At 33.4% G+C, this 25,369-nt stretch carries 25 protein-coding genes and 4 pseudogenes; 15 read left to right on the top strand and 14 right to left on the bottom strand.

Going from position 1 to position 25,369, the window contains the following annotated elements:
• Positions 1–268: 268 nt before the first annotated feature.
• Entirely contained in the window at positions 269–586 is a 318-nt protein-coding gene (locus YN1551_RS11605; protein WP_048052366.1) for a hypothetical protein, read from the bottom strand.
• A gap of 687 nt (positions 587–1,273) precedes the next feature.
• Here YN1551_RS11605 and YN1551_RS17135 point away from each other — a divergent pair.
• The gene (locus YN1551_RS17135; RefSeq protein ID WP_012717914.1) at positions 1,274–1,615 is read left to right on the top strand and encodes a hypothetical protein; all 342 of its coding nucleotides are present in this window, start codon (positions 1,274–1,276) and stop codon (positions 1,613–1,615) included.
• A pseudogene (locus tag YN1551_RS11595) lies at positions 1,561–2,389 on the top strand (IS5 family transposase). The gene YN1551_RS17135 and the pseudogene YN1551_RS11595 overlap by 55 nt, the downstream one beginning before the upstream one ends.
• On the opposite strand, the gene YN1551_RS11590 reads toward YN1551_RS11595, so the two are convergent.
• Entirely contained in the window at positions 2,378–3,538 is a 1,161-nt protein-coding gene (locus tag YN1551_RS11590) for an IS110 family RNA-guided transposase (protein ID WP_012715521.1), read from the bottom strand. The pseudogene YN1551_RS11595 and the gene YN1551_RS11590 overlap by 12 nt on opposite strands.
• A 294-nt stretch (positions 3,539–3,832) precedes the next feature.
• On the opposite strand from YN1551_RS11590, the pseudogene YN1551_RS16745 reads away from it, so the two are divergent.
• Positions 3,833–3,940 (top strand): annotated as a pseudogene (locus YN1551_RS16745) (IS5/IS1182 family transposase); the annotation flags it as partial.
• A gap of 213 nt (positions 3,941–4,153) precedes the next feature.
• The gene (locus tag YN1551_RS11580; RefSeq protein ID WP_012717913.1) at positions 4,154–5,275 is read left to right on the top strand and encodes a glycosyltransferase; all 1,122 of its coding nucleotides are present in this window, start codon (positions 4,154–4,156) and stop codon (positions 5,273–5,275) included.
• A 63-nt stretch (positions 5,276–5,338) separates the two neighbouring features.
• Here the strand turns inward: YN1551_RS11580 and YN1551_RS11575 are convergent, their stop codons facing one another.
• The 3 genes from YN1551_RS11575 to YN1551_RS11570 all read right to left on the bottom strand — a co-directional run bounded on the left by YN1551_RS11575 (position 5,339) and on the right by YN1551_RS11570 (position 6,893).
• The gene (locus YN1551_RS11575; RefSeq protein ID WP_012717912.1) at positions 5,339–6,070 is read right to left on the bottom strand and encodes a class I SAM-dependent methyltransferase; all 732 of its coding nucleotides are present in this window, start codon (positions 6,068–6,070) and stop codon (positions 5,339–5,341) included.
• 80 nt (positions 6,071–6,150) lie between these two features.
• Positions 6,151–6,378, bottom strand: coding sequence for a hypothetical protein (locus tag YN1551_RS17655; protein ID WP_238527833.1), 228 nt, complete (start codon positions 6,376–6,378; stop codon positions 6,151–6,153).
• Positions 6,372–6,893, bottom strand: coding sequence for an FkbM family methyltransferase (locus YN1551_RS11570; protein ID WP_012717911.1), 522 nt, complete (start codon positions 6,891–6,893; stop codon positions 6,372–6,374). Before YN1551_RS11570 ends, YN1551_RS17655 begins: the two co-directional genes overlap by 7 nt.
• A gap of 506 nt (positions 6,894–7,399) precedes the next feature.
• Between YN1551_RS11570 and YN1551_RS11565 the strand changes: the two genes are divergently transcribed.
• On the top strand, positions 7,400–8,134 hold the full coding sequence (locus YN1551_RS11565; protein WP_012717910.1) for a 50S ribosomal protein L11 methyltransferase: 735 nt from the start codon (positions 7,400–7,402) through the stop codon (positions 8,132–8,134).
• Positions 8,135–8,140: 6 nt separating this feature from the next.
• Positions 8,141–9,190 carry a glycosyltransferase gene (locus tag YN1551_RS11560; protein WP_012717909.1) on the top strand — a complete coding sequence of 350 codons (1,050 nt, stop codon included), beginning with the start codon at positions 8,141–8,143 and terminating at the stop codon, positions 9,188–9,190.
• Between the two features lie 3 nt (positions 9,191–9,193).
• On the opposite strand, the gene YN1551_RS11555 is transcribed toward YN1551_RS11560, so the two are convergent.
• Positions 9,194–10,153: a glycosyltransferase gene (locus YN1551_RS11555; RefSeq protein ID WP_012717908.1), complete on the bottom strand. Its 960-nt coding sequence runs from the start codon at positions 10,151–10,153 to the stop codon at positions 9,194–9,196.
• A gap of 35 nt (positions 10,154–10,188) precedes the next feature.
• On the opposite strand from YN1551_RS11555, the gene YN1551_RS17650 reads away from it, so the two are divergent.
• Both YN1551_RS17650 and YN1551_RS11550 read left to right on the top strand, forming a co-directional pair.
• Positions 10,189–10,356 carry a hypothetical protein gene (locus tag YN1551_RS17650; protein ID WP_238527832.1) on the top strand — a complete coding sequence of 56 codons (168 nt, stop codon included), beginning with the start codon at positions 10,189–10,191 and terminating at the stop codon, positions 10,354–10,356.
• A gap of 94 nt (positions 10,357–10,450) precedes the next feature.
• Entirely contained in the window at positions 10,451–11,113 is a 663-nt protein-coding gene (locus YN1551_RS11550) for an FkbM family methyltransferase (protein ID WP_012717907.1), read from the top strand.
• An 8-nt stretch (positions 11,114–11,121) separates the two neighbouring features.
• On the opposite strand, the gene YN1551_RS17645 is transcribed toward YN1551_RS11550, so the two are convergent.
• The 3 genes from YN1551_RS17645 to YN1551_RS11535 form a co-directional block, all read right to left on the bottom strand.
• On the bottom strand, positions 11,122–11,493 hold the full coding sequence (locus YN1551_RS17645) for a glycosyltransferase (RefSeq protein WP_238527882.1): 372 nt from the start codon (positions 11,491–11,493) through the stop codon (positions 11,122–11,124).
• 22 nt (positions 11,494–11,515) lie between these two features.
• Positions 11,516–11,806: a hypothetical protein gene (locus YN1551_RS17640; RefSeq protein ID WP_238527831.1), complete on the bottom strand. Its 291-nt coding sequence runs from the start codon at positions 11,804–11,806 to the stop codon at positions 11,516–11,518.
• Between the two features lie 533 nt (positions 11,807–12,339).
• Positions 12,340–14,574, bottom strand: a complete 2,235-nt coding sequence (locus tag YN1551_RS11535; protein ID WP_012717906.1) for an energy-coupling factor transporter transmembrane component T family protein — start codon at positions 14,572–14,574, stop codon at positions 12,340–12,342.
• 97 nt (positions 14,575–14,671) lie between these two features.
• Between YN1551_RS11535 and YN1551_RS16740 the strand changes: the two are divergent.
• From YN1551_RS16740 to YN1551_RS11530, 3 genes and pseudogenes are all read left to right on the top strand, one after another.
• A pseudogene (locus YN1551_RS16740) lies at positions 14,672–14,837 on the top strand (IS1 family transposase); the annotation flags it as partial.
• Between the two features lie 153 nt (positions 14,838–14,990).
• Positions 14,991–15,552: pseudogene (locus YN1551_RS17635) on the top strand (glycosyltransferase); the annotation flags it as partial.
• 217 nt (positions 15,553–15,769) lie between these two features.
• Complete coding sequence (locus tag YN1551_RS11530; RefSeq protein WP_012717905.1) at positions 15,770–17,149, top strand: oligosaccharide flippase family protein; 1,380 nt, start codon at positions 15,770–15,772, stop codon at positions 17,147–17,149.
• 570 nt (positions 17,150–17,719) lie between these two features.
• Here the strand turns inward: YN1551_RS11530 and YN1551_RS11525 are convergent.
• Positions 17,720–17,941, bottom strand: coding sequence for a hypothetical protein (locus tag YN1551_RS11525; protein WP_012717904.1), 222 nt, complete (start codon positions 17,939–17,941; stop codon positions 17,720–17,722).
• 35 nt (positions 17,942–17,976) lie between these two features.
• On the opposite strand from YN1551_RS11525, the gene YN1551_RS11520 reads away from it, so the two are divergent.
• Genes YN1551_RS11520 through YN1551_RS11505 form a run of 4 tightly spaced genes read left to right on the top strand, consistent with a single transcriptional unit; the run spans position 17,977 to position 20,349 of the window.
• Positions 17,977–18,195, top strand: coding sequence for a hypothetical protein (locus tag YN1551_RS11520; RefSeq protein WP_012711054.1), 219 nt, complete (start codon positions 17,977–17,979; stop codon positions 18,193–18,195).
• Positions 18,192–19,346 (top strand): RAMP superfamily CRISPR-associated protein, encoded by a 1,155-nt coding sequence (locus YN1551_RS11515; protein ID WP_012717903.1) that lies wholly within the window; start codon positions 18,192–18,194, stop codon positions 19,344–19,346. Before YN1551_RS11520 ends, YN1551_RS11515 begins: the two co-directional genes overlap by 4 nt.
• A complete protein-coding gene (locus tag YN1551_RS11510; RefSeq protein WP_012717902.1) occupies positions 19,343–19,660 on the top strand; it encodes a clan AA aspartic protease in 318 nt (105 codons plus the stop codon). Before YN1551_RS11515 ends, YN1551_RS11510 begins: the two co-directional genes overlap by 4 nt.
• The gene (locus YN1551_RS11505; protein WP_012717901.1) at positions 19,657–20,349 is read left to right on the top strand and encodes an RAMP superfamily CRISPR-associated protein; all 693 of its coding nucleotides are present in this window, start codon (positions 19,657–19,659) and stop codon (positions 20,347–20,349) included. The genes YN1551_RS11510 and YN1551_RS11505 overlap by 4 nt, the downstream gene beginning before the upstream one ends.
• On the opposite strand, the gene csx26 is transcribed toward YN1551_RS11505, so the two are convergent.
• From csx26 to YN1551_RS11485, 4 genes are all read right to left on the bottom strand, one after another.
• Positions 20,342–20,710: a type III-G CRISPR-associated protein Csx26 gene (gene csx26, locus YN1551_RS11500; protein WP_012717900.1), complete on the bottom strand. Its 369-nt coding sequence runs from the start codon at positions 20,708–20,710 to the stop codon at positions 20,342–20,344. The genes YN1551_RS11505 and csx26 overlap by 8 nt on opposite strands.
• A complete protein-coding gene (locus YN1551_RS11495; protein ID WP_012717899.1) occupies positions 20,701–21,402 on the bottom strand; it encodes a hypothetical protein in 702 nt (233 codons plus the stop codon). Before YN1551_RS11495 ends, csx26 begins: the two co-directional genes overlap by 10 nt.
• On the bottom strand, positions 21,399–23,900 hold the full coding sequence (locus YN1551_RS11490; protein WP_012717898.1) for a hypothetical protein: 2,502 nt from the start codon (positions 23,898–23,900) through the stop codon (positions 21,399–21,401). The genes YN1551_RS11495 and YN1551_RS11490 overlap by 4 nt, the downstream gene beginning before the upstream one ends.
• 253 nt (positions 23,901–24,153) lie before the next feature.
• Positions 24,154–25,218, bottom strand: a complete 1,065-nt coding sequence (locus YN1551_RS11485) for a glycosyltransferase family 4 protein (RefSeq protein ID WP_012717897.1) — start codon at positions 25,216–25,218, stop codon at positions 24,154–24,156.
• Positions 25,219–25,369: the final 151 nt, after the last annotated feature.

The following is a 25,369-nucleotide window of genomic DNA, read 5'->3' as shown; positions in this document are numbered from 1 at the left end:
TACACATTAGACGCTGATATCACATGAGAGGAATTGCTCACAAGCAAAGGTATGAGGTTAACGAGAGAGATTATATCCTATGAATCCCTTAACGTAAGGTAAGATAGCCTGTAAATTATTAACTTAGTAAAATGGAATAATTACAAAAGATGAATTAAGTCTAAAAACTTGTTTTGAAATTTCTGGGTAGTTAAAAACTATGTAAATACAGTGTTTGATTAGAAGACATTCGTAAAACTCGTTCTTGAATACAAGTACCCCACTATTGTTATATAAGTAGAGTGAAATGTGAGTTGTTTACAAATAAATTAAAGCACTTAACGAGAGTAGGTTGTAATATCACCACATACTGTATACCAAAGTATGATAAAAACCTTGCAACATTTCCGGCCTTAGGTAGGCCGTTCCCAATAAAATTCATGTAACCAAAATAAGCAGGATAAAGTATTGAAGGTAGGACGGAGTAATAACTTGCTAAAGTAGAATTTCCTAAAACTAAGACTAATCCAGAATCATTACGCGAAATTAAGTTAATGCTGTCTATCACAGCATTGGGTAGTGGAGGAATTGCATGATAGGATTTCATGGAAGAAGCTATAGGTAAATAGAAAGAGATAAAATGTAAAAGAAGTAAAATGAGCAACGATTTTAAACCCTCAACGTCACTGTCGAATACATTAGTTCTGCATACGGGTAACTTCCGAAAATTATTATCAAATGGTTTCCGATTTGGTAAGATGTAGAAAATAGTAATGCATTAATCACGGCAAAGCATATGAGGTGATCTTGTAACTCCTCTACAGTTAGCTTATTATTTGATATCAGCAAAATCTTAGACCTTAAGCTCTCTAGATTTAAATTAGTTCATTCACGACTTTCGTTGTGATAGTCACAAAACTGAAATGCACTTTTCTACAAATAACAAGTGATACACCTTTATGGGGGGAATACATAAAGAAAGCCCAAAATTTACTCTAACTCACATGTATATAGGCCGTAAAAGTTCTATAAAACTTAGTTAAAAACTATATGGCTAGAAGCTAAAAGACTGAAATTCTTATCCACTTATGAGAAATTCTTGACATCTTGAACCTACACGATTTTACTTGCTCTATCAGCCTTATTAAAAACTCACGAGCCGGTTCATTATGATCTGCCGATTCAGCCTCTTACTTATCTGATTTTAGATTGAATTTGCGTTAGTTTATCACGCATTACTAAACAGCCTTAATAAATGTGTTAAAAATAAATGTGAGAGGTAAAGATCTAAGCTATGAACTGGAAGATTGACGTAGTAACAATGTTTACATTCACACTGTCATCACTTGTATTTTCATTCCTAAACATGTTTATATCCGCATTAATACTTATAGTGTTTTATCTTATAGACTTACTAAAGCCACCCTTTTACTCAGCTGACGAAATGGAAAAACCCATAGTATTCCTTACTCCAATCCTAGTCATAGGAGTTACGATTTATATACTGTTGAAATTGTATCTGCTTTGTGGGCTACTTCAGAATTATACAAAAATTATAAATAATTATACCGAGTATTACCCATGGGAAAGAGTAAGTACAAGAGGGATTGGCACAAGTACGACGAGAACGTTATAACGAGATATACCCTAATGTTCCCCTTCTACGTCTTCGAACACTGGTTTACTAGCAGAGGAGAATAGGCATGCCAAGAAAACCTACAAGGCACCAAAGGAGTTCAACGAATTCCTAGCATTCCTCCACATCTTCCTACCTTATAGGGCCATAGAAGGAGTATTGAGAGCACTAGAGAGACTGAAAATCATCCCAACAAGCCTAGACTACTCAACAATATGGGAAAGAGTAAGAAACATGAACATAAAATTCCCAGAGGCAAATGACCAACTTGAAGTAATAGCAGACGCAACGGGAATAAGCACAAACAAGGGAGGACAATACATTATAGCAAAATGGGGAAAAACCAAGGACTCAAAATTCCTCAAGATCGAAATAGTAATGGATAAGGACCAATTCAACGTAATAAACGCTGAAGTAACCAGCAACGAGGTTAAGACTGCAGTTAAGACAGTTAAGGATTTACAAGATAAGGGAAAGAAGGTCAAGAAGTTTTATGGAGATAAAGCTTATGATGCTAATGAGGTTTACAAGACTGGGGTTGAGGTTGTTGTCCCACCTAGGAAGAACGCTTCTACTAGGCGTGGCCATCCTGCTAGGAGAAAGGCTGTAAGGGAGTTCAAGAGGTTGGGTTATAATCGTTGGAGGGAGGAGAAGGGTTATGGTGTTAGGTGGAGGATTGAGTCCTTATTCTCTGCTGTGAAGCGTACTTTTGGGGAATCTGTTAGGGCTACAAGGCACTACATGCTGACGCCTCTAACAAACCTATGGGGATAACGAGTCTAGCGCGTCTCCCACGTCGAAGTCCTTGACATTAACTTCCTTACCCCTAGGAATCCTAAAACTCTTCTTGACAACTCCCTTGTAAACACCGTCCTTTATAACATGATAACAAATGCTTGCAAGCTTTCCGGCAAGAGCACAAGTAGCTTGAGTAACACTCTTCCCCCTAGCAATAAGCCTCTCATAATACCCTTTAAAAGGCTCAAGACCCCTAGCAACCTTGGCAACCAAGTAGAGAGCTCTACGCAAATACTTATTACCCCTAATCATACCGGAGTGAGACTCGCTATCACCACTCTGCTTAGTTTTGGGTGCAAAGCTTGCATAAGCCCTAGCAGCCTTAGAACTGGAAAAACGGGAAACATCACCGAACTCAGCGTAAATAGTTGCAGCACTAATCAAACCAATCCCGGGGATCTTACTCAACTCAATTACTGGTTTTGGAATCTTGGAAATTATCATATCCTCAACCTCCTTAATCATTTTCTCCAAGTTTTTTAACAGTTCAACTAATTGTTTTAACGCTAGTTTTTCCGCGTCGTTTAAGTTTCTCCCTAGTTTTTCTTTTAGTTCCTCCTTCTCTTCCTTGCTTAGTCCCTCCCCCTTTACTAGCTTTTCAAGTAGTTTTCTTCCCTTCTTGTCGAATGGTTGTATTTTATATCCCGCGAATTCTAATATTTTCCTTATCTCGTTCTTTACTTGTGTTGTCTTCTCTACTAAGCTTTCCCTATATCTCGTTAGTTCTCTTAGCTCCATTATTTCTCCTGTTGGTATGTATGATCCCTTGATTACTCCGGTCATGTGTGCTACTAGTAACCTTTGTGCGTCGAGTTTGTCTGTCTTTTTCCCTAGTATTTCTGTTAGGTGTAGTGGGTTTATTACTGTTACCTTGTATCCTTTTTCCGTTAGTTTTTCGTGTAGGTAGAAGTAATATATTCCGGTTGCCTCTATTATTCCTTCCTTATATTCTCCTAGGAATTTAATTAGTTCCTCTATTCCCTCGTTGTCGTGGTTGAATTCCTTTACCTCCTTGACGTATACTGCTGATTTTTCTTGTTCTACTACTAGTTCTCCCTTTGCTGCTGTTAGTTTGCTTTGTGAAATATCAATTGCGAAGGCCTTGTTTGTAACTTTTAATTCCATGGTTGTGTATTACGCGTTTCTCGAGATATTTTTTGTTCTCATAATACCTTGTTTTCTTTGCATAGTGTTAAGTGTTTCAGCCCCTAGAGTATTTTGTTACAACCTCCTACTCGGGGGTTTTTATCCCCTCTTGTTAGATCGTTCTAGGGGCTTCACAGCTAGCCTTGTAGATGGGGTTTTATCCCCATGTTTTCTATGAGCTTATGTTGTTTTTCTCCTTACTTGTTTATTTCCTTTTCTCTTGTAATACTTGGTTTTATTCGTTCTCTTGTTTTGCGTGGATTGCCCCGTAGGAGTTTTTTAGGACAAGTGGTTGAGGCTAAGCTCAAGTTCTGGGCTTATGCATGGATGGTCCACTTGGCTAATTCTTTAGTTGGTAGAGCTCCGGGTGTTAGGGTGTGAGCTTGCGAATAACGTTGAAATAAATATTAATTACTGAAAAATTCTCAGTGCATCATATCATGCTTATGAAATAAATTGAAGAGATCAACAAAGCAAATTGTATCATAATGATTTAATACTGTTCGTTCTCCTCCTCACATTGTTTGTCATAGACATGGTACTGTCATATAAAAGAGCAAAAGATTAAAAATATGCGAAATAATTGAATACCTTATGACGAGAATACTCATAATCCTAAGGACTCTTTGGACCGCTGGGGCACAGAGAATAGCGATCAACGAATACAGATGGTTAAAAAAATTAGGATATGAGCCTAAGCTCATATTTCTAAGGGGGACAAACACTAAAGGCTACGAAGAGATGTTAAAAGACGTAGATTACAAGGTGATAAGAGAAGGACACGGCGTACTCACGCCGATTTTCTACGTCGGAACAAAAATGTTCGCTAGAGATAGAGGAATTGAAAGTACTGTAGATCTAGATCTTATAATGAAAATTAGTGATATAGCCAAAGAAGAGAAGGCTGATTATTTAATTTGCCACGATCAGTTTACAGCAATAGGCTGTTTGAAAGCCTTTGAAAGGAACAAAATTCCTTTTAGCGTGTTCGTTCACGAAAAGGTAACTAATTATTCCCTTCCGATCTTAGGAAAAATGATCAATGATCTAGAAAGAAAGATATTTCTTAAAGCAAAAAAAGTTTTCGCAGTTACTGATAAGGTCGCCAGAACTATCTATGAGAAACATGGAATAAACGCAACATCTAACTACCCCGGTATGGATAAAATTTCTGAAAAATCCTTTAGAGAAAAGGAAAATTATCTAATAACAGTCTCATTTTGGGATCTAGGCAGAAAGCCCTGGAATTATATAGAAGTAATAAAAAATGTAGATGATTATAAACTATTGTTTGTAGGTAATTGGAGAGTTAAAAAAGCTAAAGAATATTTTTTGAAGAAAGTTAAAGAAGAAGGAATAGAAAGTAAAGTGGAGATGCTAGAAGGTGTAAGTGAAAGTAAACTCCACGAGTTATACGATAAAAGCAAATTCCTTATTAGGTTTGGTTACGGTGAATATGGTCTAGCTACGCCGTTTATTGAGGCTATGCAGCATACATTACCAGTGATAATTAATGATGAATTGGGAACAGCTAATTTGGCTACAAGATATAATGTAGGTTTAGTTATCCATGGTATCAATATTAAAGAAATTAAAGAATTTCTGAGAAATATGAATGAAAATAAATATAAGGAATTACAGTTAGGTATAGCTAAAATACAGAAGGAATATACATGGGAAAATCATACAAAAAAACTAGTTGAAGGCATAACTTAATTTTAGTAGTTATATGGAGTCTTGCGATAAGCTCTGGCTTAAAATTAAGATAAAATCTAATAGCTACTGTTCTTTTTTAGCTACTATGAACATGTGAGAAGCTAATGATGGAAAATGGGAGAAAAATCTATCTAGAGCTGAAAGCCATGAAGGGATACCATCTGCAATAAGTCCCCTCTTGTCTATGACTTCGAAGCCGAAATATTCAAGGTACTCAATCATAGCCCTTAAAGTGAAAGATTTTATGTGGCCATTAGTTTGGTCTTTATATGCCAACCTACCGAAGCCCTTTACAAACGATACGTCGTGAGAAAAGGGCTGATAACCCATAAATAGTGCCAGCCTATTAATCCATGATGATAGATTAGGAGTTGATAAAATTAGAATACCGTTTTCTCCTTTCTTTAATACTCTATGGATTTCGCTCAATACTAAATCTGAGTTATATAGATGCTCTATAACCTCTTCAAAAATAACCGCATTAACACTAGAATCCATAAAAGGAAGTTTAGATGTATTAACGTCCTCTATGTATGGCGTAATTCCGTTCCTCCTTATCTCATCTTCAGCAGAAGAGGCAATTTCAATACAGTAAGCATCTTTAAATCCTAGCCTTTCCTTATAATACCTCAAATTTTTCCCATTACCGCACCCTATTTCAACTATAGTCCTTTTTTCATTTAAAAAGAGGGATAAGGCCTTTTCGGTTAACGTAATTCTTTCTAACATGTGCTTAGTTAAATCCAACTTAGCATAGTGTGTTTCATAAAAATCCTTTATGGGATGTTTTTCCATGTTTGCATTTAAGCAAAATCCTGCTATATACTTTTCCTTAATGCTTCTGCGTTTTGAGGTTTAACTTTTAACATCAAAGTTTAGCTATATCTTCTACCGTAGAGTATTTTGAATTCTTCCTTAGTTAAAGAAGGGATTGTGTAACCCCTATTCCTTGTGAGAAACCCCTTAATTGCGTTGCTCATAATCCATGTTTTCATTTCTGCTTTAAGAAAGTCCAGAAAGTGTAAAGAGATATTCTTTACCGAATTTTTTACTACATCACTCCATTTCATAAACCTTACATTAAACCCTTTATCCCTTAACATTGCCGGTATACTAATAACTTTTCATTACCGTGTAATTCCATGGCAATTTCCCTAACAGAATTCAACCAATTACCTTTAATTAACCTACCTTCTGTACCTTCAATATCCATCTTAACCACAGAAAACTTACCTAGGGACTCTATGGTAGTCGTAGTAACCTCTATCCCCTCATTTGATACCTTACTCCCTACCCCCTCATCGGATATCCTAATTTTTATCCCATCTTCATCGTAAAGTGCCTTATTGACCAAGGTAACGTTTTTTAACTCGTTAACCTCAACGTTCCTCTTCAGAATTTTGAAAGCCCAAGGTAACGGCTCTACAGCTACTACTTCCTTAACTTTCCTAGCAATTTTCACTGTAAAATCGCCTATAAAAGCTCCGGCATCTAGTACAGTGTCTTCTTTCTTGAACCTTAAGAAATCATACTCACCTACTATGAACGTTGAGTAATAAACGTACTCGTATCCTATAGGTATCTCTATCCTTAAACCTCCGTAACGGAATAAACTCACAGTCTGAAATAGGAAAAGTGAGATTTAAAGCTATAAGATAAAAATAAAATCAGACGACAAACTAAACTTTAAACTCTTTTTCAATTTCCGTCTAGAAAAGGCTATCCATTTTTGTTAGCTATGTAGGGCTTGCTAATGTAATTGGATAATCACTGCAACGTATATCTAAGATTGCCTCCTTGTTTTACGATCCTAAACTTCTTCTTTTAGTCTTAATACTTTTTAGTATATGTTAAGCTACTTTAACCTAATATAATGCTACTCGTATAGCATTTATTGGAAAATCCTTATTATAATATTCTTATAAAGGGCTCCATTAATATTTATATTTAATTTTATGAAATACCATAAAAATCTAATATGTATATAATGGAACTTCAAAATTTATCTCCACATAATTTTGAAAATTATTTAACTCTAGAATTTTCCCTAAAATGCTACTCGTAAAACTCCTATATTGTGTCTTTTACCAGGAGTTTAATAATTAAAAACTTATATTAGAGAATATGGAGTATATCCCGCCTAAACGACTACTTGAATTAATAAGACAGTATAGTATAACTTTCGCAAACTGGTATTCAGTAATGCTCGACATTTATTTTTATAGAGAGAAAATAAAATGTAAATTAAGAAATGGACAAGTCTTATACTTAAAACCTAATGAAGTAGTTTTGTTAGCCGGTCTAAGGATCACTGAGCTCAATGAAGATAGTGTGAAATTTCAATTTAAAGGAAGGGAAATTTATTTGAAGGGGTGGAAATTAAGTTATCCGGGAGATTCTTTCTCGGATTATTGGAGAATTAACGTTAAAGGTAAAAGAGTGTTAGATATAGGAGCCGGGATAGGAGATTCCCCAATTTACTTCTCTATCGCGGGTGCAAAGGAAGTAGTAGCAGTAGAGATAGATAAAAGAAAAGTTGAACTGATGAGAGATAACCTAAAAGTTAACAGAATTGATAACGTTACCGTAGTAGATAAAGGTGTTGGAGTTGAAGATAGTAATAATATTATAAGTTGGCCAAAATTAGTTTCTCTTTACGGGCCCTTTGATGTAGCTAAAATAGATTGTGATGGGTGTGAGAGAATCATTGCCCCTTACATTAAGGAAATTAGTGAACTGCTCATAGAATGGGATAATGAATATACAGATTTGGTTAATAACTTACACAGAAATGGGTATAAAGTTAAGGTTGAACATACGTTGAAGAACTTAGGATTTATATATGCAAAGAAGAAGTAAATCTCTGTGAAGATCTTTTTACTTACCAGCCATCTTAAAGAAAGAGATGGAGCAAGCAGAGCAATAATAAACTTCGCCAAGGGAATAAAAAGGTTAAGCAATTACGAACCTGTAATCGTTTCGTTATCAGTTTCACTAGACACTAGCAAGCTAGGAAACATAGAAGTAATCAATTTAGGTAAAAGTTTGGGAATGTTTTCTAGTTTTAGAATTCTTCTAGGCTCTTCCTCTCCTCTAAGACCATTTAGAAAGTATATGTTAGAGGATGGAAAATTTATTGTTGCTACAGATGATCTAGTTCCCCTTTCAGAATTTAAAAACGATTTAGTCTATTGGAGTCAAGGTGTTTTAATTAGCGTATTCTTCTGGGAACCATTTTATAGAAAGAATAAGTTAATTTCAGTTTTAGGGTCTTCTTTCCTCCTACATAATACAATAAAATTTTCCAATTTCGTTAGGAAATATAAGATCGTACTAGCAAACAGTAAAACTTCAGCAGTTTATGTTTCTTTATTTTATAATAGACCTCCTAGCTCAGTAGTTTATCCACCCCTAGATACAGACTTCTTTAAGCCTTCCAAGAGTAAAGAAAAGTTCGTGTTAGCGATTTTAAAGAGAGGATATCCCTCTCACATTGAGTTGTTAAGTAAACTTGCTGAAAAGGTAAAGATGAAGGTTATAGGATACAAAATACCTAATGCTGAATATTTAGAGAAAGTTAGTGATGAAGAATTAAGGGATCTTTATTCTTCCGCGTTAGTTACACTGTATCCAGTAGACTTTGAATATTTTGGCTACATTCCTGTAGAATCTATGGCCTCTGGGACTCCAGTTACCGCTTTTAGATATTCTGGTGGACCGTCTGAGACTATAATAGATGGGGAAAGTGGGTGGTTGGCGTCAGATGAAGAAGAATTTTATCGTTTAACGATGAAAATTTACAGTGAAGGTTATCCCGAGGACGTTACTATAAAAAGCAGAAAGAGGGCTGAAGAATTTTCTATACAAAAACAAACTAAACTATTGCTATCTATCTTAGATAAGCTAAAAGTATGACTATTAGGAAAACATTGAATTACTACGTACTTTTTTTAGATAGAAACTTCTACTTTTCTCTGCCGAGAACACTGCCATCAAAGAGAGTCCTTGAAGGAAAAAATTCCATTTAGTTGGGTATTTTAAAGAATATTTTAAGTTCTTTATCACGTCAATTAAGGCTTCTCTCCTACTAATTTCTTTAGAAAGCATCTTATATATTAGCTCACGCTGAATAATTGGCATTTCAATAAAATCTTTCAAAACTTTGCTATTAAATATCCGCTTAAAATATAATGCGTCCTCATAATACACCCTGATTGCTGATAGATTTACGTCCTTATTACTGTTCTGGCTCGTAAGACGTCTATAATGGGTTAACCTTCTAAAATCTATCATTATAGGTAGCTTATTTTCTATGGCACAGAATAATAGAAATGTATCAACAGTTATCTTAACGTTTCTCAATAGGTCAATGCACCTCATTGCTAGATCTCTACTAATTACAATGGAGCTTGTATTAAATCCAGCTTTAAACTTAAACAAAAGCTTCTTCAATTTTTGCGAGTCAATATCACTGTAATATATAAATCCTCGGTTATCTATAGAAGAATAAGAACTTATTGGTTTATCAGAAAATATCTCTTGATCATTATGATAAAATCCTATATTATACTCGCTGAATTTATTGACGACTTCTCTAATTTTATTCTTACTAAATAAATCATCATCATCTAAAAAGAATAGTATATCGCCAGAACTCTCAGATATACCCAATGAAATCTTTCCGCCTAACGTTTCATCGTCTGTGTAAATATTCTTTATATGATAAGTACCTAAAAAAGAGTCAATCTCACTGTCCTTGAAATTCTTCACTACTATAATTTCTGTTGGTTCTAATGAATTTTCCTTGATTGACTTAATAGCATCTTTTATAAACGCCTTCCTCTTGTGCGCGGCAACGATTACTGTAGATCTTAGCACAAAACTTATAATACTTACTATTATTTATTTTTATAATGACTAACTATGCGTCATTTAAAGAGGTTCTAATAAGTTATTTCAATAGATATCCATACACATTACTTCCTTTATATACAAAAGCGTACAAAAATCCACTAATTGTAGCCCTTAAATCAGCATTAAGACATTACCCATTTACTGCTTATCTAAAAAAATGGAGATAAAGTTATAATAACCGGAAAAGGGCATAATACTTCTACTTATTACGCTTTTCTTTATTTAAGTCACAAAAAAGGTAAGAAAATTAATATAATAGACATGGATGAAAATACTATTAAAGTAATTTATGATACTCATGAGATAATTTTTAAGGATTATACTGCGGGTGACGTTATTGGAGTATACGTTAAGGAAGATTATCAGGATATAAACGTAAAAGACAAAACTGTTATTGATTGCGGAGCTGCCATAGGAGATTCTGCAATTTACTTCTCGTTAAAAGGAGCAAAAAGAGTTATTGCGATAGAAGCGTATCCAAAAATAGCTAAAGTTGCAGAGGAAAACGTAAAGCTCAACAACCTCACGAATATCCAGATTGTTAGTGCAGCCTGTGGAATTGATAGATTTATAACTGTGGATTCGAGGCTAGGTGGCGGACCAACACCGCTGATAAATACAAATAATGGTTATACGGTTCCGTCGTACTCATTAAAGAGTATAATAAAAAATTTCCAAATAGAGAAAGGAAGTGTATTAAAGCTCGACTGCGAAGTATGTGAATACGATTTCATATTAAATGAAGACAGTTCTACATTAGAATATTCTGACCAGATTATAATGGAATATCACTATGGATACTCTTTACTGAAAAGAAAATTGGAGAATGCCGGATTTAAAGTGAAAGTAACTAAACCGGAATTAATGGATACTCAATTTAGAAGAGGGTTAATATTAGGTAAACTGTACGCTTTCAGAGAATAGTAACATTATTATAATAATGACATTAAGTTTCTGTAATATCTCTCAACTACTAAATTCCAATCGGTATATTTTTCAATGAATTTATCCATTTTGTCGTTATAAATAAGGGAGTTGTACTCATCATCGGTCATTTTTAAAATCTTTACGACTTCAGTTGCCATAGATTTTATGTTAAACTCATCTACGAATCTTACAGAGCTTAATCCGCTATATACCGATTTAGGTCCAGAGATGTCGTATGCCACTACTGGAGTTCCCATAGTTATTGCTTCCAATATAGCCAGAGAAAAAGAGTCTTCATGAGAAGGATATACTAAGCATCTTGCTTCAGATACGGTATTAAGTAATTCTTCCCTACTTACGTAAGCTTTGTATACTATGTTTTCTTCCAGACATAATTTATTAACTAAAGAGAAAAAAGAAATTCCTTAAATCTACCACGGGAAACTTCCCCATTATAAATACTTTCAATTCTTTATACCCGCTTAAAGCGATAACTTCCTTAACGATAAAGGGAAGTTCCAATATTCCTTTTAATGGGATCAACCTGGCGTAAAATACAAAATAATCTTTCTTTCCGTTTACATCCTTCCGTTTACTCAATAGTTCTTTCTCTACAGCTAAAGGAGGATCTATCACAATTGCTTTCTTAGATCTGACAAGACTCGAAGATGTCAACTGACCTTGTGACACATCGTAAATCCGGTGTAATAGCGTTTAAATACTTAATAAAATTGGAAATAAAGCTCTCTCTTAATCCTTTATAAACTGTATAAATAAATTTATTTTTTGTGTTTAAGAATATATCGATAGGAAGTTCACTTTTCATTTTCAAATACTTGATCAGAATATAAGGTAAACCGAACTTGAGTGTGTTTAGACCCATACCTTGTAACAGTACTGCACTCTTTACTTTCAATTTCTTTGCATAATAATAACTTTCTCCCAATAGATAAGGAAACTTAGTAATAGCTTTAAGGTTGTGGTTAAGAGATTAACTTGATAATGATTAATAGGCCAATAATCAAAATTAAAAATCAGTTTAATATTCTCGCATTTTAATTCCTTTAATGTTACATCAATTTCACTCCAATCATTCTTATATATAATTTCTGATATTATCGTCATATGACTACATGAGTCTACCACTGACCTGTTTCTCAACATACCCCGATCCTCCTTGCGGATCATAATCTACGAGAACCGCTATTTTTACCATTTTTAACTCACTTTTTGAAATTTTTGAACCTATATATTACATAAATTAATGCCAATATTATTAAGCTAGAGAATGTTATTATGTAAAGTAAATGTATTGTACTCACTATACTCAGCTCTAAAACCGCTTCGTAATTTCCAGCAGGCATTAGCCACGCATTCGCGTAACCATTGGCTATATAATGATGGGTATTCACTTCACCGTTTATTAATACTTCCCATAATTGCGAGTAGCCCTCATCGAAAACTAAATAAAACGGCCTTGAAGCATTAACCTGGATTTCATATATTTCATTCCAGTAATTATTAACAATTTTTATATGAACGTCCGATATATTGGTTATATTTATAGCACCTAATCCATAAATCACGCTCTGTGTCTGAGCTTTCAGCGTATTATTTGAGTAAAGAAAGAACAATTGATCATAGCTTAAGTTTTCTGCAAGTCCTTCCGATGGATATAATAAACTTACATTCAAGTTTATCACGTAAACATTGTAATACTTATTTTCCATTACTAACGTTATATTTGGAGCACTCGATAGCGCATCGATGAACTTCGTATAATTCCAAGGATAGCCTCCTGCGTAACCCAACGGCACACCGGGGCCAGGGTATTCTTGCTTATTAAGAACGATATATTTAGCACCTAATAAAACAAAGTAATTTGTTATATTTTTAAAATCGCAACTAGGGAAATATTTATATAAAGGATATACAACGTTTACTGCAGGAATGTTTATTACGGTTCCGTATATATAATCTGAAAGTGGGTAATATGTATACAATACTGCCTTAGTTCCGTTATCGTCATACATGCCAGAAGTGTATTCTTGAGGGAATTTTAGTATATTGTAATAAGCAGCATGAGAACTGAGATAATTGCCAGTAGTAACTAACTCAGATGGAGGATAAAAGATGTTTGTAGCATTTACTGGTAGATTGAAAGCGCTAAACTCTGCATGATATTCTCCGATTCTAAAAGAGTAAATGTAAGACGATAATATAAGCAATATAACTATTATGGCTAATATTTTTTTATAACTAGAATTTATGAACGAGATTGCCCAGGGAATGACGTATGAAAGTATGAGGCTACTTGTAAATGATAAAACGAAACCAGTGAAAATAAATTGTATGCTATACATGAATCCGATGGCTGCAAATCCGATAGGCGTTGAAGATAATGAGTATAATGGAATAACATTTATTATTCCAGTTAGCAATCCCCCAACAAATATAAACAGAAATAATATTGACAAGAGGAACTTACTAATTTTATCCTTCTTAATTCCAAAAACAAATGCGACTAATGATATAAATACTAAAAGACCTAAGAAATCATAATTTGAAAATAAAGAAAATACTGTTTGGATATGAAAACTCTCATAAGTATACAAGGTCTCAAAGATAACTACAGGTTTACCTAAAAATTCTTGATGAGTACCATAATGGTACGCACTTATTGAAGCATTTATAGTTTGATACAATTGTTCGAGATCAGCGACAATACTAATTAGAAATATTATAGCGTTTCTTCTTATAAGTTTAACTAAAGTACCCTTTTTGCTTAATTTCCATAAAGACAACATTATCAATACATATATAACAATAGTCCATAGCAAGTATGGAAATTCTGTAAATTGAGTACCACTAAGTAATATTAAATAAATTGCAAATAAGGATAATGTAATGTGATCTTTATCCATAAAAACGTATTTTATACTAAAATATAAGAATAAAGGAAAAAGTGAATAAAAGACGAAGAAGGGATAGTTTACACCTAAAATTGGAGGGGAATATGCATAAAAACCCCATGTATATAAAAACCCTCCTGCAAGAGCCCCAATATAAGTATATTTATCTGTTTTTTTATCAAATATTTTTTCAATTATGCCTAATAGTTTTATAAAACCTATTTGTGATAGATAAAAAAATATTAAAAGATATAAAAATTCAGAAATATATAACGATAAATGAAAAATATCATAAAACAAATAAATGAATAAACCTATAAACAGAAAATCTTGAGAATACTCGTAAGGAGCTCCAGGAAAGAAAGGACTGTTCCAATAATCTAGAAATATTTTATTGAGCCATATTATCGGATTAAATGGAAATCTTGAATCTGACCAATAAATTATCCCACCTTGAAGATAAGTAGATAATAACGCAGCGTCTAAGAATAAAGGTATCAAATAATACAAAAGTTTAATAACGCTAACTTTCTTCAGTTCCGCCATCAAGACCTTTTCATTAAATCCTCTAAATAAATTTTATGCAATATTGTTCAGTGTGATGATAGTGTCGTTATTGACCTATTTATACTTGTAATTACTTATTGGTAGGAAGTCTGTAATTAGGCTAGACATTTCTTGTCCCTCTTGTGGTAATCATCATGTCGTCAAGTCTGCTGGTAGGCAGAAGTATTTGTGTAGGGGTTGTGGTAAGTTTTTTGGGTGATGCTAGTTATCATCATCATTCTAGGGAGGAGGCTTTGAAGATATGAGTCTTTAATTGAGGGATAGGCTCGTTAAGAGGGCTACAAAGGCTGTAAATAGAAGTTTGGAGGTAATCAAGATTCTCTAGCAATAGTCTTATGGGAGAGAAAATTAATTCCGGAAATTTGTAGGTCAATGACGACACTATCACCACACTCAGCAAAGTTATAAGAGAAGTTAAAGAGCTAAAAGAAAAGGGAGATCCACTGCCAATAATATTAAGTGTGAATATAGATAATGCTCTAATAGACTAAGGAAATTCCAAACTCTAACTTTTACACAGCTAGGGGATAGTCAATAGCGGTATGATATTGAATGTAGACTATGCGTTAAAACAACCTTTCTTAGAGAGTTTATTTCTTGTAGATTAGATAATAAATACACTTATTAAGCTGAAAAATTAGGATAGTTACCTCTAGTTTGTAGGGAGAGAACGATCTTACATAAGCCTGGAGAAAAGTTAAACTTTTATTCGAGGCTATGCGGGAAATTACTGGTAGGCTCTAAAGCTCATGTTACATAGAATTGATAAAGATCGTGAAAAGTATGGGTATTACTCCAATTTCTTAAGATATTATCTCATGTTACGTAATGATATATACTTATGGTTAAGGGGAAAAACATTCGAACTATTGGAAAATAATTATAGGCGACCTATTCATCATACACGAAGTCCTTGGGTATAGATCTTGCAGAACCATAATTAAATTGTCAGATTAAGACTTAACATCGCCAGATTGTCTGACCAATGCATAAACTTATATAAAAATAGTAAGACGATTATAATGTTTGAATTGTTAAAAATATTTTATTTGATGTTTCATCAGATTTTTTATTGAATAAGATAGTAATATAAAATCTATCTTTAAATACAAAGTGATATTTTGACTACTTTTTATACCTAAACCTTTAAAAATTTCCACAGTATTTACATTATGTGAATCCATTAAGTGGGACACTGAAATTCCTTTCCACAACGTTATTTAACTCAGTTCTTGCACTAGCGTTCTTCCTTGTAGCGGGACACTTCGCTACTCCATCCTTCGTAGGAAAAGTGGCAATAATTCAACTTATGGAGACCATTACTGTAGCATTCTTCTCTATCCTTCCATACCAGTTAGTTACAAGAGAAGTTTCACATTCTTACGCTTCCTCTCAAGGTTATGATAAGATCGTCTACACATCTCTTTCTTATTCTCTCCTAGTATCTCCCTTCCTCCTTTTCCTCTTGTTCTTTCCGTCATATTTATGGATGTCTATCCCCTATTTCGTGATCTATCTTTTCACAAACTATCAAGGCCAATTATTAACGGGTTTAGGTAAGTTTACTGAAGTTAATGTAGGTAATGCAGTCTTCACTATTTCCAGGTGGGGTTTTTCAATCATAGCAATTTTCTACCATAGTATAGAACTCCTAATATTGATTTGGATTCTGGGGGCAGTTTCTAGGGCCATATACTATCAAATTTACCTCCAATTCAAGTTCTCTCTTGACAAGACTACGTTTAAGGAAATTGCAAAGGTAGGTTTTCCTATATACTTAACCGGCGTCGTTTATTTCATTTCTGGTCAAGGGGACAGGGTAGTTACTGCTTTCCTTTTAGGCTCGTATTATCTAGGTATATACCAGTTAGTAGCCTTAGCATCAGTGGTTCCATCAATGCTTTTCTCATCTTTCTCTTCTTCTCTTCTCCCTTCCTCGACGTATTATTACACAAAGGGAAAGGACATGAAAGAGATTTCCTCTATAAGTTTTAGAATTGTTACTCTAATTTCTCTACCTTTAGCTATTTTAGGTTACGCTATTTCCCCTTTTTTCATTTCGAAATTTTTCCCTCAATACGTTTTAGGAATTCCTTCAATGCAGTTGTTAATTCTGTCCTTAACTTCAACGATGCCGTTACAGCTCTTATCCACTTTTATGATTGCCGCAAAAAAGGATTATAGGCCTTTCATAATTATAGGCATAATTAGCGCAGCAGAAGTCGTAGGAGTGTCTTATTATCTAATTCCTAGGATAGGTATCTACGGAGCGGCAATTGCTCAAGCTTTTAACGCGATTATTACTTCACTTCTCTACTTACTCTTTTCTCATTTCCAAGGTGTATTCAAACTGGAAAGGAGGGAAATTGTAGGCCTTGCGTTGATAGGTTTATCTTTTTTAGCTTTCATAAATTGGGAAGTATTATTAATAGTAGTTCTTTTGGGTTTCAAATTGTTAGGAATAATAAGTAATGAAGAAGTTAAGATAGTTGAAGGATTTATCCCCTCTAGTTTAAAGAGGATAACTAAGATTCTTTATTTAATAGCGAAATAACTTGTAAATTATATTATAATGAAATTTCTATACGTTTAACTTAAATATTACACTTAAAAATTCATGATGTTATTGATAGTGTCGTTATTAAGTTACAAATAAGTGAGCTTATAAGGGCACAAGTTATGTTATGTTCTAATAACGGATTACTTGTAACATAATTTAATAGCTTAATATTAATACTATCCATTAATTGATTAGGAATTTATCGGAACTACTAAATTAATCTTCCTTATTATAAAGTGCTAATTTATTCTCTTTACGATATTCAAGAGTAGTGTGAAGAGAGAAAATTTCAGATTATTACTCATTATTTTACTCATTGATAGTATATCCATTTTTAAGGATTATCTAGTTAAATTAGAGAAATGTTTATTAATACTATAGATTTATTTTTGAGGAGGCGATTTTGGGTCTACTGATTAGTGCGGGGTATAACATCTGTAAGTATATATATATATTAAAATTTCTTATTAAACTTTTCCGCTAATTGGTAACACGCAGTATTACATAGATCTGACTAATATGTTTTATATAAGGAGATAAATAATCTCTTGTCTAAAACTTCATCTAGTCATCCATCTGCTCTTTCCCCCATAAATAAAATATTAATTGGAAGAGCGTTTCTCTTATCACATTAACTTCATCTCTAGTGTTAATAATTCTAACTTTCTCAGCAACTCCCATATCCTTTTCAATTAACTCTAAATACCTCCTCAACTTGGTAGTTATCTCCTTACAGTCCTCACAAAGCTTTAACGCCTCATAGTATTCCAATAACTCTTCATACATCAAAAGTTATTAGATACAATAAGGAAAAATATTTTATGGTAAGTAAGGAAGATGAAATGGAAAAGGCAAAGATTTTAATAAATGTCATGCAACAGTATATAATTTCTGGGATTGACGATCAAAAGATCATAAATAACTTAATCCTCACGCTCAGATCGTTTAAGAGATTGGATGTCGAGCGAGTAATAAAAGCACTTTATTATAGAGATGTTAATAAGGCTAAGGAGGAGTTAATAAGGGTGTTGAGGTCGTGAAAATATTACCTGTAGTATTAGAAACACTCTCAATAACTAGAGTAGGGACTACGGGAGTTTACTTCGATTACTCTTCTGCAGATTTAGTAACTTATAAAATCCCCCTTCAAATAAACGATGAGAACTATTACATTCCAGCAATATCCGCAACTAGCTTTAAGGGATTACTCCGTTCTGTATACGAGAGGTATTTAAGGAAAGAGAAGAGGGGGAATGTCAGCGGGAGTGGTAACCAAAAGGTCTTAGAAAACATAAAAAACCTCAACTATGAAGAGAGGACGTTAATTTTCGAAAATCTCAAGGAGGAATTAGAGAAATACGTATACAGCGGGTTAATAGATAAGGTAGGAGAGAACTTGGAGGAAGTTTTTAAACAGTATTTGGAAATTACCGGATACGGAATAGATAAAGCTTGTTACGTAACTTCCGATCTGGATAGGTGTGAGAACTTAGCGTTAATTGAGGATGAGAAAAAGCGTAAGTTAAAGGAAGCTTGGATTAAGTTAACCGGGAGGAAGAACTTATGTGAGGTTTGTAAGGTTTTGGGAACTTCCGGGGTTAGGGGATTTGTAAAGTTTACCGACTTGGTAGCTGTAGACCCGTTCCCAGTACTTCTGGAGAGGATCACTCATGTTGCAATAAATAGAATTACCGGAACCGCAGAAAAGGGAAAACTATTTACTGAGGAAATTATCCCTGCCGGTGTTAAATTCCTCGGCTTTCTTGCCGTTTTAGAGGATTCTTTAACTGAAAGGGTTATCGAGATGTTGAAAGTATTAAGGGACAAGGCGAGGAAAGGCGAAGTTTGGATCGGCGGTAGGGGGAGTTCTGGCTACGGTACCTTTAGGCTTTACATACCGGGGGAGGTGATGGAATTTAACTCTGTGATATTTAAGGGAAAGTTTGCGTTAAATATCTCTGAGCCCAGAGAGGGTTTAGCGTGTGAGAGGAAAATTATATGTAAACTCTTCCCTGAAACGTTTATAAACTCTTTAAATCTTGTTACTGAGGGAGAGGTGACGTTTATCGTAAAAGTTGAGACGGGTGAGGAATATGAGGCTAAAAACGGGGAGGAATTGAAGGAGGTATTGGATAAGGTAAAGGATAAGAAGTATGAAATAAAGATCAAGGGTGTGTGGTCTTTATCATGAATCTTGATTTAGAGGTTGAGGGTGTTACTGTTAAGTTTAAAATAGATTCGGGGTTTGACGGCGAGTGTCTAGTAAGTTATGATATATTTAGGTCTTTACCAAGGGAAGAGTTTGAAGGACCGCCAGTAAGGCTTTCAGATGGTAATATGTATGTTACTATGATGAAAACGGTAAAAATAAAATTTCTTGGAAAGGAAAGTTATGCAATATGTATTGCCAATTCCTTTATAAATAAAAATCTAATTGGTGAGAAATTGCTAGAAAGGTTGCAAGTAATTTTAGATTATAAGAATTTACAAGTGAAAGATCCTTGATTAGGATTCACGTTAAATTAACTCCATTAACACCATATAATATTTCTTCCAGTTTAAGGACGAGAGAAAGAAAAGTGGTGTTTTATTTTGGTATTGATCCTTCGTTTAAATTTATTCCTCCTACATCAATTAAAGGTATTTTGAGGACTGCTGCATGTTACGCATTTTTTGAAAGTGTATGTGAGACGGTAACTGCAAAGATACTTATTTTAAATGGGGAAAAAATAGAAGAGGAACTAAAAAAGTGTGAAAATGGTGTAAAATTTGTGAGGCAGTCTTTTGTTTGTGCTGAGCTTCAGAAGCTAAGGGAAAGTAAGGATTGTGAGAGTAAAGTGTATGCTAGTGTTTTAGAAAGTATTATTGATAAATTCTCAAGTCCTTGTATAGTATGTAGAGTTTTTGGTAGTGAAAATGCTAGAGCGAAGATGAGAATAGTTATGGGCCATAAAAACGTTAATACGTACTTGATAGGTAATTTGAGGTTCAGTTATGATATTAAGACAAATAGTAAGGGGTTAGACGTTGAGGTAAGTAAAGATCAGATAGAGTTTGATGTACTTTGTGAAGATGATGAGTGTAAAGATGTAATAATTAAGGCCTTAGAGCAGATAAATAATGGTATGGTGAGATTAGGTAGATTTAAATCTAGAGGGTTTGGCATAATTAGGGCTGAATATGAAGTTATTTAGCGCATTTCCTAATTATTTCATCCCCGCTTATCATGTCAGTTAATTTATTATTTCTTATAAATTCGTCCTCAATAACCTTGAATATCAAATCGCATGTGCTATCATCCTCTAAAAGACATATCACAATTAATTTATTCTGGTTAATATTAAGTGATATTCTAGATATATAAGGAATACTACTCTTACCACTTCCTAAAACGTATCTTTCTTGTAGGTTTTTTAGCTTTAATAAGCATCTTAATAAAGTTTTAAGGTACCAAAGGTAATTCACGATCTTATCCTCTTCTATTTTGTTAGGCATATCGTAGGATCTCATTTTAAAGCGTTTAGGATTAAAATTGATAATATACTTTATAGACATGGACCTACAACTCCGAATCCCGTTTTCACATAAATCTTATCAAATATACTTAAATTATCTAATGCCGATTCATCGTAATAATGTCCTATATTCATTTCACCAACTTTGAAAGTAGCGAGGTAAACATTACGATCTCGAGTTATTTTAAACTTTCTTTCTACGGGATCATAATATATCTTGCAAGGCGTTAGATTAATATAATTAGAATTTACATATTTATGAACTTCTACTTTTATTTCTTTATATTTCAGCAATAGCTCGGAAAGATCAGTAATAGGTAGATTATAAACACATAAATCATTAATATTATTAACTTCAGAAATACTATCTAAAACAAACACAGTGTTCCAGTTGCCAATATATGTGCCATATTTGTTAATGAGGTCAATTAAATCATCTTCTTTATCTGCAACCGCATAACCAGTATAAATTAAATAGTACTCTCCTTTGTTTACATATTTAAAGGAATAAAACGGCTCGGATTCATTTACAATTCTATTTAATTTAATTCTGGAGAGATATAATTTATAGCTATCATTACTTTTATAAAAATTGGTAAAACCTACGTTAGTATGTAATTCATGTTTATTAAGATAAGCACCATAAGTAATTCCTCCAGCAATCGTCGTAGATGGTAAAATTTCCTTATTAAAACCGTTATAAGCACGTAATTTTATTCTAAACACTTTCATTGTAATAACCTCGCTACATATCCCTTTAATTTCGTATCATCGTCGTAATGAATAGAAAATGCTTTTCCTCTTTTCCACTTATTTATTATATCGTTGCAAATCACTGGTAACTTACTACAACCTTCAAAAGCTGGATAAGGTAAATCCTCAGCAGAAGATCTTAAGAGACTTATTAAGGATTCTTTATCTTGAACCTCCCTTTCTACAAAATCTGCAATTTCCTTAAAACTATCAATATTGACTCCTATTAACTCTGTGATAGGTAAATTATTTCTATTAACTATTACTGGAACTAATAATACGCTGGATTCCTTTATAGGTCTAGGTTTTATATTTATAACTTCCTTAATTATATGAATAGGTGTATATGCTTTAGCCTTAATGAAGTATGTTAAAATAGCATTTGGTATGCCAGCTTTAGAGTTCTCTAAAAGCATCTTGAAAACAGGATATAAGACTTCTTCGAATAACTTCTTAAAATCCCTCTTACGAATTACCGCTAAAAAGAGTGGCGTAGTGATCGAAGGCACTATTAAAGTTATGTGATCCACTTTTTTGATGTATAACGAAGCCATAATATATTCGATTATCATAGAAAAGCTTTGTTTAATAGAGAACTGTCTGTCTAATGATCTAGGAATTGCTAACGAATCATGATTTATTATATTATTCTTTACATAAATAGCATTTAATAAAGTGCTGTTATTTGACCTTATCTTATTCAAGAAATTATTAAGATCATTCGTAAGATTAGTAATCGATTTTTTTATAATATTATGTAGTTTGCTCTTTTCATCATTTACATTTCCGCACGTATTTAAGATCTTTTCAGCAAGTCTATTTATATCTATCTTGTTGCTATTAACCGCATCTGCGAGTAAGTCTATGAAGGAGTCTTCTAATTTCTTTAACATTTCAGAATTAGTTTTTAATTGTTTATAGCATTCCAATATGATATTTATACTCGTAATTAAGTTCTCTTTTCTAGTATTATTTTGAAAGTTTGAAAAATAATCTAAAGATTTTTTAATGAGGTCTCTTAGATAATTATCAACTAAACTGTATAAAGTGTTAAGATCAACATTATAGGCTTTAAATAAAGAGATTGATAAATCCTTCCAATTTTCTAAATCTAATCTTATGCCTAGAAATACCACATCATCTCCGTACCCCTCAGTCAACTCATCTATACTTCTTCCCACACTACTATCTTCTTTTTTAAATAAGCTATACCAACCTTCATTTTTTATATCTACGTTTTCTATATCACCTCTTTTTGATGCTGAAGTCCTTCCTACGACATGCGGTGCAAGTCTGACTGTAAGACACATGTTGCATAACTTTTCGTCGTCTTTTTTGCTAACTACATTTGGAATTAGCTCTTCCTTAATACCTTTCCTTAACTTACATACACTGCATAGCTCATCAGTTGTATCCAGACCATTAAATTCGACTTCTAGATTCTCTATTTCAATTAATGAAATGGAACTTGGGATATTGAGAAAATCATTCAAAGCTTCTGGATCACTCAGTATTTTTTCACGTTCCTTAAGCAAATCCACTCTAAGAGTTATTGTCTCCTTTACTTTAGAGTGGGATAAACTACCAATAACCTCATTAATAGTATTTACAAACGACAGCCTAGCACACTCTCTTATATCGTTTAACCTATCTTTAACATAAAATAATAGTATACTCTTATCATCGACATCAAAAATAAACGGTGTATAAAAATCTATTAATGGTGTATTATACTTATCCTTCGGTAAATCATTAGCAATTCTTTCTATAGCATCATTAAGACTTACATTTGCTAATTTTCTTAATAAACAATCATTTAAATAATATAAAAATATTTTAGTTATAGCATAAACTCCCTCTAAATCCTTTAGGGTCTTATAATCAGAATAAAACGGATTATACAAGCGAATTAATACAACATTATCCAGTAAAGCTAATAAAGCACCTCGCAGATGAGCATGTATACTTATATCGTTTGCAGAGATCCAGCTCCTTTGAGCCATAAACCTATTAGCGTCTATTAATGCAACGAATTCATCACTACTTAACTTCTCACATTTGTTAATATTCTCTTTAGCACATCTAATAATTTTCTCTTTAATCCTATCATATATTTTGTTTCCGTATTTATAGTTTAGAAAGTACTTCACATATTCCTCGGCTTGTTTCTCAAATTGTTCTGTAAAATTAACAACAAAAAGGTTTCCCTCACTATCTATATAAAATATCGGAGATAAGGTGATCGGATTTAAAATTATTGAGGGTAGTTTTTCAAGACTGTCTCTAAGACGCACATTTTTTAGCAAATTCACTAGTTTGCTCACTAATACTAGCTGTAATATCACAGTCTCTTCTCTCTTGTCCACCCTCACTATAATACTTTTAAAGAGATCATGAAGATAACAAGATAAATAATTATTATTAATAAATTCCTTAAGATATTTTCTAAGTATCTCATCATGATTAATACTTCCCATGTAAATATATAACTGGGTTTAATGTTTAAAAGGATTAACAACTGATATAGAATGCCAATCATACGAAGAACTTCATAATTTAATGTTTTTCATGTCACTCTTTTTATGTCCAATAATGTTCATTTATTTGAAATTACCTTAAAACTGCTCGTCAGTATGAGAATCTCTTTTTTCACGTAAAAAACGAGATGAATAAAATACATAAAAATTCTGGTTTATGCTAATTTTTGGAGAAAAGTTTGAGACCGTGGAGTTAAGCTAACTTTTCCATAATTTCCGTTAGCTTAATTGCGTGGTTTCTCCAAGAGTATTTCTTACCTGTTTCTAAAGCGTTAATTGAAAGACTTCTTCTAAGCTTATGATTCTCTAAAACCTCGTTTATTCTGTCTACAGCCTCCTTCCAGTCTTTTACCACATAACCGTTTTCCCCTTCAATTACGAACTCCTTTCCTCCTATTCCGTCATTTACTATTACAGCCGTACCATTACATAGGGACTCCAAAACAGCCATACCAGGTCCTCTTTCATCGAATCCAAAGCGTATAGTTAAGGAAGCTTTTTTATAAAGTTCCCTCAGTTTATCTTCACTAATCCTACCAGTTACTATAACTTCTGGGTATTTTCTTTTAAACTCCTCCATAGTATCCCTTCTTGCCCAGGATCCCGCCATTATTAACCTTCCCTTTATTCTTTTAGCTATCTCACCGTAAATTTCTGGTCTCCTCCCCTCATCCCACATTGATACCGCTAAAACGAAATTTTCCTTATCTTCTTCAACCTCATCTATTGTGTAACAACCTGGATATAACACTTCAGCTCCCGTACCTTTATCCTCTAGAACTCTTTTGTTCCATTGTGAATTTGTAAGTATGATTTTAGCACCTTCTAATACTTTTCTTTCCATTACCTTAGGTATTAGATATTTAATACCCTTTAAAGTTAAAGAAGTCTCATGAAGATATATCGCGTAATCTTCTCCATGAAATACCTTACGTAAATAACCAGTAATCCCAGCAAATTGATCGTGAAACAACGCGGGTTCCTTAATAATTCTAGATGCCTTAACTATAAGATCTAAATCCACAGTTGCTTCATCACCCCTATTTTTAGCGTAAATTTCCGTTATCTTCCTAAAGAGAGGTGTGAGGAATCCTTTCTCTCCTTTCCTTCTCAAGAACTCAACGTATATTCCACTGAGATCGTAATTGTAAAAGGATTCTCTATATACTAATAACTTAGCCTTAGCGTTCCTAGCCTGTTCCACTGCAATTCTGGCAACTCCTCCGTTCCATAAAACCCTTAAAGCGATAGTAAACATTACATATTATTTAAAAAAGGGCTTAAATATAAAAGTTAACGTAAACTAACTGATAGGTTTTACGGCTTCCTCACGTCTTAAAAGGGCTAAGATTTCCTCCAGAGAGCTTATCGCCCTATCATCAATTCAGCTTTTATTTGGTGGTAGACGA

It is taken from the genome of Sulfolobus islandicus Y.N.15.51, assembly GCF_000022485.1.
In the GTDB taxonomy this organism is placed as follows: Archaea; Thermoproteota; Thermoprotei_A; order Sulfolobales; family Sulfolobaceae; genus Saccharolobus; species Saccharolobus islandicus.
The sequence above is the reverse complement of the archived record's forward strand: the minus strand, read 5'-3'. Positions and strand labels throughout refer to the sequence as shown.